At 61.3% G+C, this 14464-nt stretch carries 8 protein-coding genes; 2 read left to right on the forward strand and 6 right to left on the reverse strand.

Annotated features, from left to right (window positions below; all coding sequences use genetic code 11):
- Positions 1 to 12: 12 nt before the first annotated feature.
- Positions 13 to 2316, reverse strand: coding sequence for a CRTAC1 family protein (locus FJ404_03895; protein ID MBM3822027.1), 2304 nt, complete (start codon positions 2314 to 2316; stop codon positions 13 to 15).
- 752 nt (positions 2317 to 3068) lie between these two features.
- Here FJ404_03895 and FJ404_03900 point away from each other — a divergent pair.
- Complete coding sequence (locus tag FJ404_03900) at positions 3069 to 3911, forward strand: alpha/beta hydrolase (GenBank protein MBM3822028.1); 843 nt, start codon at positions 3069 to 3071, stop codon at positions 3909 to 3911.
- 12 nt (positions 3912 to 3923) lie between these two features.
- A complete protein-coding gene (locus FJ404_03905; GenBank protein MBM3822029.1) occupies positions 3924 to 5504 on the forward strand; it encodes a pyrrolo-quinoline quinone in 1581 nt (526 codons plus the stop codon).
- Between the two features lie 16 nt (positions 5505 to 5520).
- Here the strand turns inward: FJ404_03905 and FJ404_03910 are convergent, their stop codons facing one another.
- The 5 genes from FJ404_03910 to FJ404_03930 all read right to left on the reverse strand — a co-directional run bounded on the left by FJ404_03910 (position 5521) and on the right by FJ404_03930 (position 14443).
- Positions 5521 to 6759 carry an MFS transporter gene (locus FJ404_03910; GenBank protein ID MBM3822030.1) on the reverse strand — a complete coding sequence of 413 codons (1239 nt, stop codon included), beginning with the start codon at positions 6757 to 6759 and terminating at the stop codon, positions 5521 to 5523.
- A 458-nt stretch (positions 6760 to 7217) separates the two neighbouring features.
- On the reverse strand, positions 7218 to 7706 hold the full coding sequence (locus FJ404_03915) for a hypothetical protein (protein ID MBM3822031.1): 489 nt from the start codon (positions 7704 to 7706) through the stop codon (positions 7218 to 7220).
- Between the two features lie 12 nt (positions 7707 to 7718).
- Positions 7719 to 10238 carry a hypothetical protein gene (locus FJ404_03920; protein MBM3822032.1) on the reverse strand — a complete coding sequence of 840 codons (2520 nt, stop codon included), beginning with the start codon at positions 10236 to 10238 and terminating at the stop codon, positions 7719 to 7721.
- 30 nt (positions 10239 to 10268) lie between these two features.
- Positions 10269 to 13346: a hypothetical protein gene (locus FJ404_03925; GenBank protein ID MBM3822033.1), complete on the reverse strand. Its 3078-nt coding sequence runs from the start codon at positions 13344 to 13346 to the stop codon at positions 10269 to 10271.
- Positions 13268 to 14443 carry a hypothetical protein gene (locus tag FJ404_03930; GenBank protein ID MBM3822034.1) on the reverse strand — a complete coding sequence of 392 codons (1176 nt, stop codon included), beginning with the start codon at positions 14441 to 14443 and terminating at the stop codon, positions 13268 to 13270. The genes FJ404_03925 and FJ404_03930 overlap by 79 nt, the downstream gene beginning before the upstream one ends.
- Positions 14444 to 14464: the final 21 nt, after the last annotated feature.

A 14464-nucleotide genomic window follows, 5' to 3' on the forward strand; every position in this document is an offset into this window, starting at 1 on the left:
TCCCGGTTTTCTTCAATGATGATGATGCGGACTCCGCGCTTGCTGGGGAATTTTGAAGGGCTTCAGATTCATGGGTTCCCACCGCGTTTTCCCTTCCTTCAGCCTGTAGCCCTGGTCGGGGGCAAGATCGGTGTGGCGGTCGCGCTGGCCGCTGGGCCAGAGCACCACGAGTTCGCGAATCTTGTCCGCCTTTCCCAATCCGATTTCCTGGCGGAACGGATTGCCCCCGAAACTACCGCCGCTGCCCACCACGCGATGGATCTCGCGGACCTGGCCCGCGGTTTCAACCGTCAAGCGCAGGCGCGCGCCAAGCGCACAGCAATTGGACTTCTCTCCCGTCAATCGAAGTTTGATCCAGCGATGGCCATGGCCGGGATTTTCGAACAGCACGTTTCGGTAGGTGTCGCCGGAATAGGCGCCGCCCATTTCCTCGAACACGTCCTGGTCTCCGTCCTGGTCGATGTCGGCGAAGGCAACGCCGTGTCCCTTCTGCAGATGGCCGAAACCGCCGGACGTCGTCACATCCTGAAACCGTTCCCCGCCATCGTTGCGAAACATGCGATTGGGCAGGAGTCGGCCCAGATCGGGATCGCCCGTGCCCAGGTAAAAATCCAGCCAGCCGTCGTTGTCGAGATCTCCAAAGTTGCTGCCCATGGTGTAGAGCAACTTGTGGAGCCCGGCCTCGCGGGTCATGTCTTTGAACGTTCCATCGCGCTGATTGTGGTAAAGCCGGGGCCGCTCGCTCTGATGCGGCAGTCCCAAATAATCGGCGGCGATGTCTCCGGTCTCCTTCACCCAGTACCCCGAGACAAACAAGTCCAGCCACCCGTCATTGTCGTAGTCGAAAAACCAGCAGGGGAAACTGTCCCAAGGCTCTTGCACTCCCGCCGCCGCCGCCACATCCGTAAATTTCCAGGCGGGATCCCTCGCCAAATGCGAGGCGCGCGGTCCGTCGTTGCGGAACAAATAATTCCGCCCGCCGCGCAAGGAGAGGTAAAGGTCGGAGCGGCCATCGTTGTTGTAGTCGCCACTGGCCACGCCTTTCACCATGCCGACCACAGACAAGCCGCTCGCATCGGCGCATTCTCGGAAGGTCCCGTCACCGTTGTTGCGGAATAACTCGCAGGGGTGCCGAGCTTCGTCTTGAGTTTCGTTGCCGATAAACAAATCCAGCCAGCCGTCGTTGTCGAAATCAAACCAGACGGCCGTTTGCGTCGGATGAAAACTGAGCAAGCCCGCCTCTTCCGTCACATCGGCAAAGGTGCCGTCGCCATTGTTGCGCAGAAGTGAATTGGGGAACTTTCCTTCCTCGCCCATCCATCCTCCGCGCAACACGAGAACATCCATAAAACCATCATTGTCGTAATCGGCATGAATCAGGTTCAGCCCGCCCGTGAGCCCGCGCAACCCTGCCGCATCGCTCCGATCCAAAAAAGTGCCCTGGCCGTCGTTCTTGAAGAATCGCATCGGATCGCCCAATCCCATGGACGAAGTCATCACATCAAGGAGTTCATCCCCGTCAAAGTCTTCGACGATCGCGCCTCCAGCCAGATTGGTGTAATCCAGGCCCAACACCCCGGCCACGTCCCGAAAACGGGGCAGTTCGTAGTCCGACTTGAAGACCTCGGGCGGAATCAACCAGGCGGGAGGCACCTTTTGCGGATACTCGCCCAAGGTCATTGCCGCAATGTTCAGCAGCCACCGCGCGGCGAGTGAATTCGTGTCGGATCGCAGAATCGTGGACAGTGGCTGGATCGCGCCGCGGGATCCTTCAGTCAAGCGATGCACGCCCGCCGACTGGATCGGCAGGAGGCACGAATCCGACGTGTGGTTGGAAAGGCAATTCGCTTGTTCACCCCAACGCAACTGCGCAATCGCCTGCTTCAGGTGGAGCATCGATCGGACCCGTTCGTAAAATCGTGGCTGTTCCCGGCTCAATGTTCCTTCCAATTCGCGAAAGACTTGCAAGGCCCGCCCGGATTCGCCGGCATTCAACAATTCCGATCCGAACTGAAGCTGGAGATTGATTCTGTCGCCAGGGGTTTCCGCCGCCTCCATCACCTTTTCCAACAACGCCGCTCGCTCCGTGCTGAGAAATCCAAGATGGAGCGGTTCCACCTTCGCGCGCATCTCGAGCAGGCGTTCCGCCATGCGCCTCGTTCCCGGCGATTGAAACGGAGTGCCTGCGACCCCAGACAGCATTGGCAGGAGATAGAGCGCCGCGCAACAATACGAAAGGTGTTTTCGACCATCCTTTCTTAAGCCTCTCCCCGTCCGCCACCCACAAGCCCTCCACATCCATTCGAACAACATCATGAGGACGAAGATGCTGCAGTTTTCGAATCGTAGCGGATTGCGTCATGTGGACATTCCTGGAGGATTGTTGCCTGGAACTTGGACCGAAATTTCACTCCCTCGTCATGACTCGTTGAATCTTGCGGCTTGATCGCCTCAACGATCGCCTGACGGCGAGCATCCACCCATCGCCACGCCCAAGCCCCCTCTCCAAGTCCCGTCGCCTCATGAGGCCTCCGAGAGCCACTTTGGAAATGGGGTGGGTCCGGCGGCGAGAGATTCCGGCGATGGCCGAGGCGGCGAGGCCGGCGCATCCCCGCAGCCGGCTGGAGCGCGGCGTTCACGCCGCCTGGGTGTGGAAGATCGACAAAGGCGGTTCAGATCCCGAGCGCGGTGTTGTTCCACGACGAGGCGGGCTCAAGCTCGATCGCCGGTCGCCATTCTTCTCACGGAGTCGCCTGAGTTTGGCGTTCACGCCGCTTCAAGGTGGGGCTTGGGATGAACATGGCCATTTCAAGGAACCCGTGCACGACAAGGGCGAAGGCCTGCACCCGGTGCGGGTCATGAAGCCGCAGGAGAACGTCGCGTTGAGAGGCGCGGGGAGGTCAGCCGAGGTCATCGTGGCGACGCAGGAACGCGCGGACGAAATCACGATCATCGCGTTCAACCCGTCCATGGCCTTGCTATTTTCAGCCCCGATTCTATGGTGCCTTGCGTCCCGTATGAACCGAAACGCTATCCCTGCCGCGTTCCTTTCTCTTCTCTTTCCCGCGATGCTCGCCTCTCACGCCGCTGCCTTGGATCCGATCCCGCTTTGGCCGCAGGGAGCGCCCGGTGCCTTGGGAAAAGAGGACAAGGACATTCCTTCACTGACGCCGTACCCCGCCGCCGAGTCCGCCACCGGTGCCGCGATGGTCATCTGTCCGGGGGGAGGCTATGGCGGGCTCGCGCAGCATGAAGGCCGTGATTACGCGCTTTGGCTCAATCAACAGGGCGTCGCCTGCTTCGTTCTCAAATACCGGCTTGGCTCCGGTGGATATCGGCATCCGCGCATGATCGAGGACGCTGCCCGCGCCTTGCGCTGGGTCCGAACCCACGCCGCCACCTGGAAAGTCGATCCAAACCGGATTGGCATCATGGGTTCCTCGGCCGGCGGCCACCTGGCCTCCACCCTGGTCACTCACTTCGATCACGGCCAAGCGGGAGCTGCTGACCCGGTGGACCGCGCCAGTTCCCGTCCCGATCTCGGCGTGCTCTGTTATCCCGTGATCACCATGGGCGCTCACACGCACCAAGGATCGAAGCATAACTTGCTCGGCAAAGAGCCGTCCCCTGAGCTTGTCGAGTTGCTTTCAAACGAGAAACAAGTGAGGTCCAACACTCCGCCCTGCTTCGTCTGGCATACTTGGGAAGACAAAGCGGTCAAAGTTGAAAACAGCCTCGAATTTGCCGCCGCGCTTCAAAAAGCCGGCGTGCCTTTTGATCTTCACGTTTACCAAAAAGGCCGCCACGGCATCGGCCTGGCCGACAAGGAACCGTTTTCCAACGTTCATCCTTGGGCCAAAGACCTCCTCTTCTGGCTGAAAGAACAGGGATTTCTCACGGCTCACCGCTAGCCCGCATCCAAGATCGTGAGAAGACAATTCCTCGCGCTTTTCCTCCTGACTGTGCCCGCGGCCCAGGGCGGGGACCAGCCGCAATGGGGCGAAGCCTGGACCCGCAATCAAGTTTCCAAGGAACGAAACTTGCCCGCCGAGTTCGATCCGCGTTCCGGTAAGAACGTCCGCTGGCGCGCGCGGCTCGGCACCGAGACCCATTCCACTCCCATCATCGCGGGCGGACGCGTCTACATCGGCACCAACAATCGCGAGCCGCGTGATCCCAAACACCAGGGCGATCGCGGCGTCATCATGTGCTTCCGGGAATCCTCGGGCGAGTGGCTCTGGCAGCTCGTCGTTCCCAAACGCGCCGAGGATCCCTACTTCGATTGGCCCCATTGCGGGATCCCGTCCTCTGTGACGGTCGAAGGCAACCGCGTTTACACCACCACCAACCGCGGGGAAGTGCTCTGTCTCGATGCCGGCGGTTTGTCCGATGGAAATGAAGGTCCGTTCCGTGACGAAGGTTGGCACATGACCCCGGATCCCGGACTGGCTGGCAATCCCAGCCCGGTCGCCGGTGCCGAGATCCAACCACGCCGCCGCGCAAACCCGGCTGCCAAGTCCGCTCACCTACTGCAGCCGGGACCGACCGACGCCGACATTGTTTGGGTGTTCGATATGATTGAGGACGCCGGCATCTGGCCGCACGACGGAGCGCACAGTTCAATTCTTATCCGCGGAAATCACCTCTACCTCAATACTGCCACCGGTGTGGATAATACTCACAAGCGAATTCGGACGCCTGATGCCCCCAGCTTGATCGTGCTGGACAAGCGAACCGGCCGCTATCTGGCGCGGGAACGCGAAGGCATCGCGCCTTCCATTTTTCACAACACGTGGTCCGCTCCCGCCATGGCCCGAATCGGAGGCCGCGACCGCATCCTCTTTTGTGGTGGCAACGGGATTGTTTACGCGTTCGAGCCGCTCGATCGCGAGCCCGTCCCCGGCGAAGTGGCCACCCTCAAGAAGCTCTGGCAGTTCGATATCGATCCCACCGCGCCCAAGACCGAGGTTCATCGCTTCAACCAAAACCGAAGCGAGGGACCCAGCACCATCTTCGCCATGCCTGTGATTCACCAAGGCCGCCTCTACGTCGCGGGCGGCGGGGACACTTGGTGGGGGAAGAACGAATCCTGGCTCTTTTGCATCGACCCCTCGGGTTCCGGGGATGTGACTCGCCAGAATCTTATCTGGCGCGCGCCGCTGGGCTATCATGTCATGTCCACGCCGGCCGTCGCCGAAGGCCTCGTCTTCATCGCGGACACTACCCGGACCGTGCATTGCTTCGACGCCGAGACCGGCGCGCCGCTTTGGAAGCACGAGGCCAAAGGGGACTTCTGGGGTTCGCCCCTGGTGGCGGACGGCAAAGTCTATATCGGCTCGCGACGAGGCGATTTTTGGATCTTCAAAGCGAGCCGGGATAAGGAAATCCTATCGCAAATCGACCTCGGAGCTCCCATGAGCGCCACCCCCACCGCGGCCCGTGGCACGCTCTATGTCGCGACCATGTTCGAACTCTTCGCGGTCGCCAAGGACCCCAAAAAATAACGATTTTACCGTCCGATCACCCGTCGACACCGGTCGGCTCGGCCTCGGCACGACGACCCCGACCGGAGCCATTCGACCGGATCTCCGGAATCAGCAAGAGGCTCGCGAGCACGATCATGATGGAAGCCACCCAGCTCAAGGAGGACAGCGAAAACACGCCGCTGGCGTGAAACGCGACCAAAGGCGCCACCACCCCTCGCAGCCCCGTGAAAAACGTGTGGGCGGACATGTAGTCGGCCACCCGGTCGGGCGGGGAGATCTTGGTCACCCACAGGCCCCAGGCTACGTCACCTCCCGCATTCGAGATTCCAAAAACCACCGCGCCCAGGAGCAGACCCCACACGTCCTGACTCGCGAAAAAGGCGAGAATCCCCACCGCAAACCCCGCGTTCAACACCGCGCGCAAGAGGAAGAAGTTCATCCGATCGAAGAGCCAGCCCCACACCGGGCTCATGAAGAGCCGCGCCGCGTTGGGAATCACCCCCGCCAGCATGGCCACTTCCGGCACCGTCAACCCGAGCCCGTGCTTCGGATTCGCCAGATACTCCACCCGCAATGGCAGCATCATGAGATTCGCGAATCCCATCAGCATCCAACAGATCAACGTCCGCCGAAACACCGCGTCGTTCACCACGTAACGCATCGCGCGAAAAGGATCAATCTCACCCGTCCGCGTCAACGGACGTGAGGGCATCCGCGAGAAACACCATGCGCTCACCCCAAAAGCACCCGCGAAAATCAAAAGCAGCCAGCGCGAAAATCCCAGGTCGTTCCCCAACAGCCGGCCCGCGACTTCGCTGAAGACCACGGCGGTGGCAATGCGCAGCATCACCGTCCTGGAAAAGAGTCTTCCCCGGCGCTCCTGCGGATAATTGTCCTGGTAAATCTGGGTCTGCAGCGGCACGACCGCCGACCAGCAGGCCATGCTCGCCACGCAAACAGGCACATATAACCAGGGGGCAGGGCAGGCTGCCGCGAGCAAAAACCCTCCCATGCCCAGCGCTGACGCCGCCATCGCCACGCGCGCCGTTCTCCAACCCGCGTGCTCGACCCACGTCACCACAAGCGGACTCAGCAGAAACCCGAAACTCGTGCCCGCTGCCACCAATCCCTTGGCCGTGGAATCCAAATGATGCACCCGCACCGCGATGAGGAGCAGAAAGGTCAGGGAAGCCGTTTCCAAAACCCCGCTGGCCACCGCCCGGCCTTGTTCCAGCCGGAAGGTGGATTTTTCAAACCTCGATTGATCAGCCATCGCGGCGAAATCAAACGGCTCTCCCCTCGGACGAGCAAAACAAAAACATCGCCATCCACCGGAGATGCCTCCCCGGCCAGAATCGATTCGCCTTCGGTCCGAAACGCGTCGTGATGGAATGCTTGATCCAGCGACCCCGTGAGTGAGACGGGCTTCGGATGCTTTCTCTCCGTGTCTCTGTGCCTCCGGGAGAACCTTCCATCTTCTGGAACCATTCCGGTCAACCGGTTCAGGACTTCGCGATGATCTCGACCATCGCGCTTCCGCTTTGCCGGTTCGAGATCACGCTGGTTTCCAATGCGCCTCGTTGCGGCTTGGGAGCGAGGCCTTTTGCTTTTCCTCGCGCAGAGGCCGCAAAGGACGCAGAGAGAACGTCGAGGGCAATCTGAACGGTTGCTCCTTCGATCGGCATGGGGGCCGTGCGCAAGCTCGACTCTTCTGGAAAGGCATGACTGAGATCATCCTGGTACGAGCCACGTGCCGGCAAGGCGATCCCGGATCGTGCGTCCGGGGTCAATCACCCGGTAAGCGATTCCGCCCACCACGCAGAGGACAAACATCCAGACCGGCCAAATGCTGTCCGTGATGTGCCCCAAGAGCAACATGAGCCAGAAGGGCAGCCACGCCAGCAGACAACGCAGGAACGTGCGCCAGCGCGATGCGGGCAAACCCGTCCGAGTGACGATCTCAATCTTAAGCAGCCGATAGCCCAGACCCCTACGCAAAAAGAGCGACGCCGCCAGGCTCGGAATGGAGAATGAACCCAGGGTCAAGAGGGCCGGGTTCAGGTCCAGCTGAAGACCCCGCATCAGCTTCGAACCCGCCATCATCGAGATCAGGCCGCTCGACATCAACGCGATCATGATGCTCAGGTACATCAACCCGCGCCGCTGGGCGTCCGAAACGACGGCCGATTTCTCCAGCAGCGGACGGTGTTGGGAAAGCACGGATTGAAGGTCTTAGGCCTCAGGTAAGGACTGCAGGAAATCGCGCGCGGACATCGACAGCGGGATTTCCGGGACACGGTTGGATATCCCTACCGAATGCTCGCTGCCCGCCAATGCGGCGCAAGCGACCAGGCCGAGGAATCGTTGCACGTCCTCCCCCTGGCTGACTCCTTCAGCGGATGGAACGGAGGGAGAGCGTTGGGTGGCAGCTACGCCAGAAGGTGAACCGGAGGCTGCACTGCCTGGCGCGGGGAAATCGAGCAGCTTGGCGCGGCCATCGGTCGTAATCCAAACACGTTCCAATGCGGGTGGATTCAGCCATGAGCCGTCCCGGCGGGCAGCATCGAGTTCCTCGGCCAAATCATGGATCCAGAAGCGAACGGACGCCCAGGTCTGTGGTGTTTTGAGCAAGTGGACCAGGGGTTGTCCCTCAACGGCCTCGTAGGCATCCCAACACTCGGTGGCAGAACGCTGGCTCGCCAGCCAATGAAGCCGGCCCTTGCGTGTGAGGTCGCGCACTGGGGCGGGAAGGGGCGCGGAGCCAAGCGGCTGTTTGCGAATCCATACTTTACGCAACAAACGGGCGTCGTAGCCGAGCAGGATTTCCTCACCACCACGGCGCGCCAGCGAATCCAGTACGTGGAACGGCCCGACACTCGGTGCCTCGCCTCCCCGGGGAAAGAAATCGTCCCGCGGAATGAGTTGCGAGCGACGTTCGTAGGCGGCCCGTTGGACGACACGCGTGCCGGTGAGAAGGTCGTGCACGGCGGCAAAGCCATTGTGGCGTCGGGCGGTGACGAAAAACAGGGCTAATAAACCATAGGAGACGAAAAGTCCGGCGCTCTGCACCTGTGGGTTGAGGTCGACGCTCTTCCCGGCTAGCGCCCAAGCCCAAAGCGGAAGGCACCGGACGAATACCACCATCGAAGCGCGAGCGAATGCCCGGGGGCAGCCCGGCCGGTTGCGATTCGATCCGATCACCCGAAGCCCGCAAAGATACTTGCCAAGGGCGGCGCCCCAAATGCCCTCGAATAGGGTGAAGTAGAGCACTCTGATCACGAACGGCGCTGCTGCCAAAAACCCCATCATCTCGGGTGAACTCACCCCGCTGGTGAGTGTGGGATCGACTCCCTGAACGCGTGCGAACATATGGGTGGCCACCATGGCCAAACCGCCCAACAGGAATCCGTCAATGATGCCGGCCAGGGAACGCAGCCTCAGCGGTGCCGGGGAAGGTTCAGCCGAGCCGAACGGCAGCAGTGCTTGATGGAGCTCCTTGTAGTCCTTAAAACGTTGCGCCGGTTGCTTGGCCAGACACCGCACCACGAGCGCCGCAAGTTCTTCGGGGAGTTCGGGCCGCACCGACCTTGGGGAAGGCGCCGGCTTTTCCAGCACCGTGGCCACCAGGCTGACCATGTTCTCCGAGTGAAACGGTGTCTTGCCCGTCAGCAGGAAATAGAGCGTCACACCAACCGAATAGATGTCCGAACGGACATCCAACTCATCGCCACGCAGTTGTTCTGGCGAGGCATAGGCTGGCGTCCCCATCATCGCGCCAGCCAGCGTCAGGTTTGTTGGGTCCCGCGCCCAAGTGGAAACAGTGAGGCCAAAATCGCCCACCTTGACCGTCCCATCCGCCTCTACAAAGCAGTTCGACGGCTTCACGTCGCGATGCAAGACACCCTTGTTCGCCGCCGCTTCGAGCCCGGCGATGACTTGCAAGATCGTGTCCACCGCTTCGCCGACCGGCATCGGACCCTGACGCGTGACACGTTCCGTCAGGGTGCCCCCTGACACGTACTCCATGGTGATGACCGGTGTATCGCCGATGGTTTCGGTGCCGAAAATAGAGACGCTGTTCGGATGGTTGATCGAGGCCGCGAGCCGGCCCTCGCGGAGGAAGCGCTGGCGTGCGGAAGGCGAGTCCGGCGCGTGGCTCAACACCTTCAAGGCGACGCGACGTCCGCTTTCGGCTTGCTCGGCTTCGAACACCGAGCCCATTCCGCCCCGGCCCAGCAGGCGGACAATGCGATAGCCTCCAAACGAAGTTTCGGGCACCGGCTCCGGCGACGGCTGCGAGGACGCCGTCCGATCGGCGTCAGCCGGATCGGTCAAGACCGTGCTCTTGAACAAGCACTGCGGGCACAATCCTTCCGCGGCGTCGATCGGGACGGAGCCGCCGCGTTTTTGCGCGCGCGCCTTGTCCCATTCATTGGCCAGAAACCGCTTCAACGCCAGCAGGAGGAAGGAGCGGAACCGGCCCTTCTCCCGGCTGGCGCCGGCGAAGTAATTCCTCTCAATGCAGACCGCGAAGAAAGACTGGACCAGATCCTGCGCGTCGTGCGGCGATCGCCCGAGTCGGCGGACGAAGGCGTAGAGCGGATACCAATAGGCTTGGCAGAGATTTTCCAGTGCCGCCGCCGCATGCGTTGAAGAGTTGTGACCCGCCGCGACCACGACACTCCAGTGGGTCGTCGTAAACTGAGGCCGATGCCGCGTCGAGTTCGGCGAATCCGGCTCGGAAGAATGCATGATGGGAACCTCGCCAAGCGGCGCCGCGACTTACTTCAGCTCCCAGACTTCCTTGCCCGTGGCCAAATCCCAAACCCGCAACGCACCATCTTCCCCTCCTCCCGCCGCCCATCGTCCGTCCGACGACAACCCCAAGGCGTACATGAAATCATAACGGCGCCCCAATGCCCGCACCGTTTCCCCGGTCTCCTTCATGAGCAACACTTGACCGTCCCCTGCCGCTGCGACCAACTGAGCGCTCCAGGGAACAAAACCCAGGGACGTCACCTCTTTCCCAAAGCCTTCAAGATTCTTCTTCCGTTCCCCGGAGACAGCGTCCCATACCTTGACCATGTTGTCCGCCCCCGCGCTGGCCAGCATCCGGTTGCCAGGCTTCCACGAGACGCCCTGAACATGATGGGTGTGTCCCTCGAACGACTTGACGACTTCCCACGTCTCCGTGTTGACCATCCTGACAAATCGATCGCTGCCCGAGGTCAAAAGCGATTTTCCATCCTCGCTGAAGGCAAGTCCCAGCACCGTGTCGCTGTGCAGTTTGGTCAAAGGCCCGGTCGTTTGAAACTGCGGCAGCCGCCAAACCCAAAGTTCCCCCCCGCGCGACGGCTCACCCGCTCCCGCCACCAGGCTCCGACCGTCCGGACTGAATCGCAAAACGTTGACCCGATCCGAGATGCGGTGATCGAGCGACGCCTTCTTGCCCGTGGAGCTGGTGCCCTTCAACGTTCGGTCGAGCGTCCAATCCATCGGCTCCCGCCGGATCGACCATCGGCCTCGGCCCTCGCTCCACACCGCCAGGCCCGGATGCGAAAGATCCGCCACCAGTGCTCCCGTTCGGCTTTCGTCATTCTCGGCGACGTTTTGATGACCACGAGCCTTGGAATCCGATGACGTTCCACCTCCGGCCTCTCTTTCCCCAACAGGGTCCGGAGCGAATGCCTTGCCGTCCTCGACTCGCCAGCGAGCGCGGCGCCCATCGCGCGCCATGGCGGTCAAGACTTTCCCGCCTCGTTCGAACTCAAAATGGCTCCAGTTCACGGCCGACTGTTGCCAAATCCGTTCCCGTTCAATCTTCAATTTTTCCGCGGCCACTTTGCGATTCTCAGCCTGGGTGACGAGCTCCTTCGCCTTGCCCACGGCTTCTTGAGCCTTGGCCTCGGCTTTTCCGGAGAGTTCCACTTCCTCTTCCCCCCGGACTTTATCCTCGCTGGCCTTCTTGAAATCGGCTTCCGCTTTGGCGAGCGCGTTCGAAGCAGCCGTCCACTTCTCCTGGATCTGCTTGAACTCCGCCAGTGCTTCCTTCGTCACGCGGTCCACCATCGATTTTAAATCATTCTCTGGCACTCTCGCTCCCACCACCCCTTTCGCGGTTCCCAAAAACTGCGTGAAAAGATTGGTCGCGCCTTTCAGTTGATGGTCCCTCGCTTCAAATGCCAGCCGGGCCTCGTTCCCCGCCTTGGTCGCCGTTTCGCGCGCCTTGTCCAACTCCTCAGCCTTTTTGCTCAACCCCGGCATCGCTTCCTGGGCCTTCTTCCTGCGTGAAGACTCCTCCTCCAGCTCTTTGTTGACCTTGTTCAACGCGGCTTTGAAATAGTCCACATCCCCCGCAAAAAACGTCGCCCTCCGATCGGCATCCTCCGCTTGCAATCCGAGCGAGGGGTCGAATTTGAGCTCCTGCGCCGGCTTGGCCGCTCCGAGTTCTCCCAACTTCAATACCCCGTCAGCGCCGAGCGCCGCCACGTGCCGCCCGGAATCCGCCATTTCGACTCGAATCCCTCCCCGGGGCAAAGTCCAACCTCCCGCTAATTCCGCGGATCCCTGTTTCACCCACTTCAAAGTTCCATCGAGAAACGCGGCGACACCGCCCTTCTCCGCGAGTTCTGGAGCTCCGAGCCCCGAGATTTGAGTGATATCCACCCGCCAGCTCCCTTTCACCTGGGACGTTTCCGCTCCGATTTCCAACCACTCCAGTTTTCCTGACTCGAAGACTCTTAAAGCGATCGTGGCTTTCGAGTTGAAATCCGCCTGGATGACCTTTCCCTTCTCACCGGACTCACCTAAGGACCGCCGTTGACCTGACTGAAGTTCCCAGCTCCAGACACCCCCGTTTTCATCCAAGCCGGCCACCGACTCTCCTCCAGCCCGCCATCCGAGAGCCCGCCATCGGGGTCCCTTCGTCGAGAGACGGCGCAAGGTTTTCCCGGTTTTTATGTCCTGGATCCCCAACTCGCCCTGCTCTCCAGCCCAAGCGAGTTTTGTCCCGCTGCCATCGAGTCTGGCTACCGTGACTTTCCCCGTATCGACGCGGAGCTCTTGCGCCTGGGGAGCGCCCGATCCGCGCTTCCAAATCTTCACTTCCTGAAAGCTTCCACTCGCCAAAGTCTGTCCGTCCGGACTCAAAGCCAGCGCCTGAACGAAATCTTGATGTGCGCCCTGACTCAGCAAGGGATCGACGCATTCCGCGATCTCCCGCCCACCCACCAGGTCATACCAGTGAATGCGCCCCCCGCGCGCCGCCGCCGCCAGGCTCCCGTCCGCATTGACGGCCACGGCGTAAATCGAACGCAACGAATCCGGCAAGGTTCCCAATTTGATCTCGGTCACCCCGCCGGATCCCGCCTTCGCCCCCTGCGCGATCCACAGCTCCATCAAGCCCAGTTGCTCCGGCGTCAGGTTTGGCGCGTTCGCTTTGTTGTCCCGGGGCGGCATGATGGGACGCTTCTGATGAGAGGCCAGTTGCAGGAGCAAACTCTTGCCGGGTTGTTTCGGCACCACCGCCGGCCCGCTCTCGCCCCCTTTCAATAGACTTTCAACGGATTCCAAGACCAACTCGCCTTTGCTGTTCGATTTCGAATGGCAGGCGAGGCAGCTCCCTTTCAACAGGGGAACGATCTCTTTATTGAAATCGACAGGCTGCGAACGTTTGACGGAGGCAATGGAAATCGCCTTGCGCTCCGGAGCGGACTCGGCGCCATCCACTCGCGCGCACGCCAGGACCACTCCGAACACCGCGAACCATCCACGCAATGCACTCATGGCAACACCTTCAGTCGCACGCCGCCGCTCCAGGCCCGCACCGTTTGGTCCTGCGGTTTGATGGATTCCCGCCATCGTTTGATGTCCGCGGCCAGTTTTTCTTTCCGTCCCTCGAATTCTTTGACTTTGGCCTTCTTCGCGTCGGCCTCCTTGGCCTCCGCCTTGGCGACCGCGTCCTTGGCCAGCTTCAATTCTTCCTCAATCTGCTTGGTCGAAGCTTCCGCCTCCTTCGCCTTGGCCTCGATGGCTTCCGTCTCGGCCTTGGTCTGGCGACGGTAGGCTCCGGTCGACGTCGCTTCGAACCGGAACACGTGTTCACCCGTGGCCAACTTGACCTGGCCCAAATCCAGTTCGTAAAGGGCGGAGTTCGTTTTCGCCGCCACTTCCATTTCCTTGGCGGCATCCAAGGCAGCCATCCCCGACGGCTTCAGCTTGACGGCCCGGTCGAAGGCTTCTTCGCGGTCGAAACGGATCGGAAACGACACCTTCGCGCCTGCTTTCGCCTCGACCACCGCGTTGCTCTCCACATTCAGTCTCAGCGCCGCGCGCTCTTGCCCCGAAATCGACGCGCTTAAGCCTGTGTTCAATCGCGTCCAGACGCGTTCGTTGTTCGCATCCCCGACATTCCACACCACCATGCCGGAGGAAACGCGCCGTTCGAGATTCGAAGCCGCCCCCAGTGCGCGGCCCGCAATCCTCAGTTCGCCCGCCCACGCCGGCGCACCCTCCGCGGCCTCCAGCATGAGCCAGCCCGACGCGCGATCTCCCGCAAGCTCCAGGGCCTCGCACTTCATGCCTTCCGGCAGCCCTTCGGCCTCGAATCGTATGGCGTTGGTAAGGCCCCCGCGACGGCGCAAAAAAATCTGCAAAGGCACTCGTTCTCCCCGACGCAAATGAGTGGACCACACGGTGGCCAGCCGCACGTCCCGGTTCGGAGGGGCAGGGGCCACCGGCACCGCAAACGCCCCGAAATCCGGCTTTTCCTGTTCGACCCTGAACCAGAACAACGGGTCCTCCCCCGAACTTGCTGTGCGCGCCAAGTCCGACAGGGTCACCCGCAATCGCCCGTCCGCCTTCACCTCGACCTTGCCGTGAGGATCGCGCGTCGCCGTGTTGAATTCGTGTCCGCCCAGGTTCTGTTCCTGATCCGCAAATTCACGTTCTTCCGTCACCTTTCCCTCCCCGCTCAAATG

The organism is Verrucomicrobiota bacterium (assembly GCA_016871495.1).
GTDB lineage: Bacteria > Verrucomicrobiota > Verrucomicrobiia > Limisphaerales > VHDF01 > VHDF01.

Bases quoted from the DNA above. Each gene is read 5' to 3' on its own strand.
- FJ404_03900 (MBM3822028.1), top strand. From the start codon at position 3,069: ATGCTCGCCTCTCACGCCGCTGCCTTGGATCCGATCCCGCTTTGGCCG.
- FJ404_03925 (MBM3822033.1), bottom strand. From the start codon at position 13,346: ATGGCGGGAATCCATCAAACCGCAGGACCAAACGGTGCGGGCCTGGAG.
- FJ404_03910 (MBM3822030.1), bottom strand. From the start codon at position 6,759: ATGGCTGATCAATCGAGGTTTGAAAAATCCACCTTCCGGCTGGAACAA.
- FJ404_03920 (MBM3822032.1), bottom strand. From the start codon at position 10,238: ATGCATTCTTCCGAGCCGGATTCGCCGAACTCGACGCGGCATCGGCCT.
- FJ404_03895 (MBM3822027.1), bottom strand. From the start codon at position 2,316: ATGATGTTGTTCGAATGGATGTGGAGGGCTTGTGGGTGGCGGACGGGG.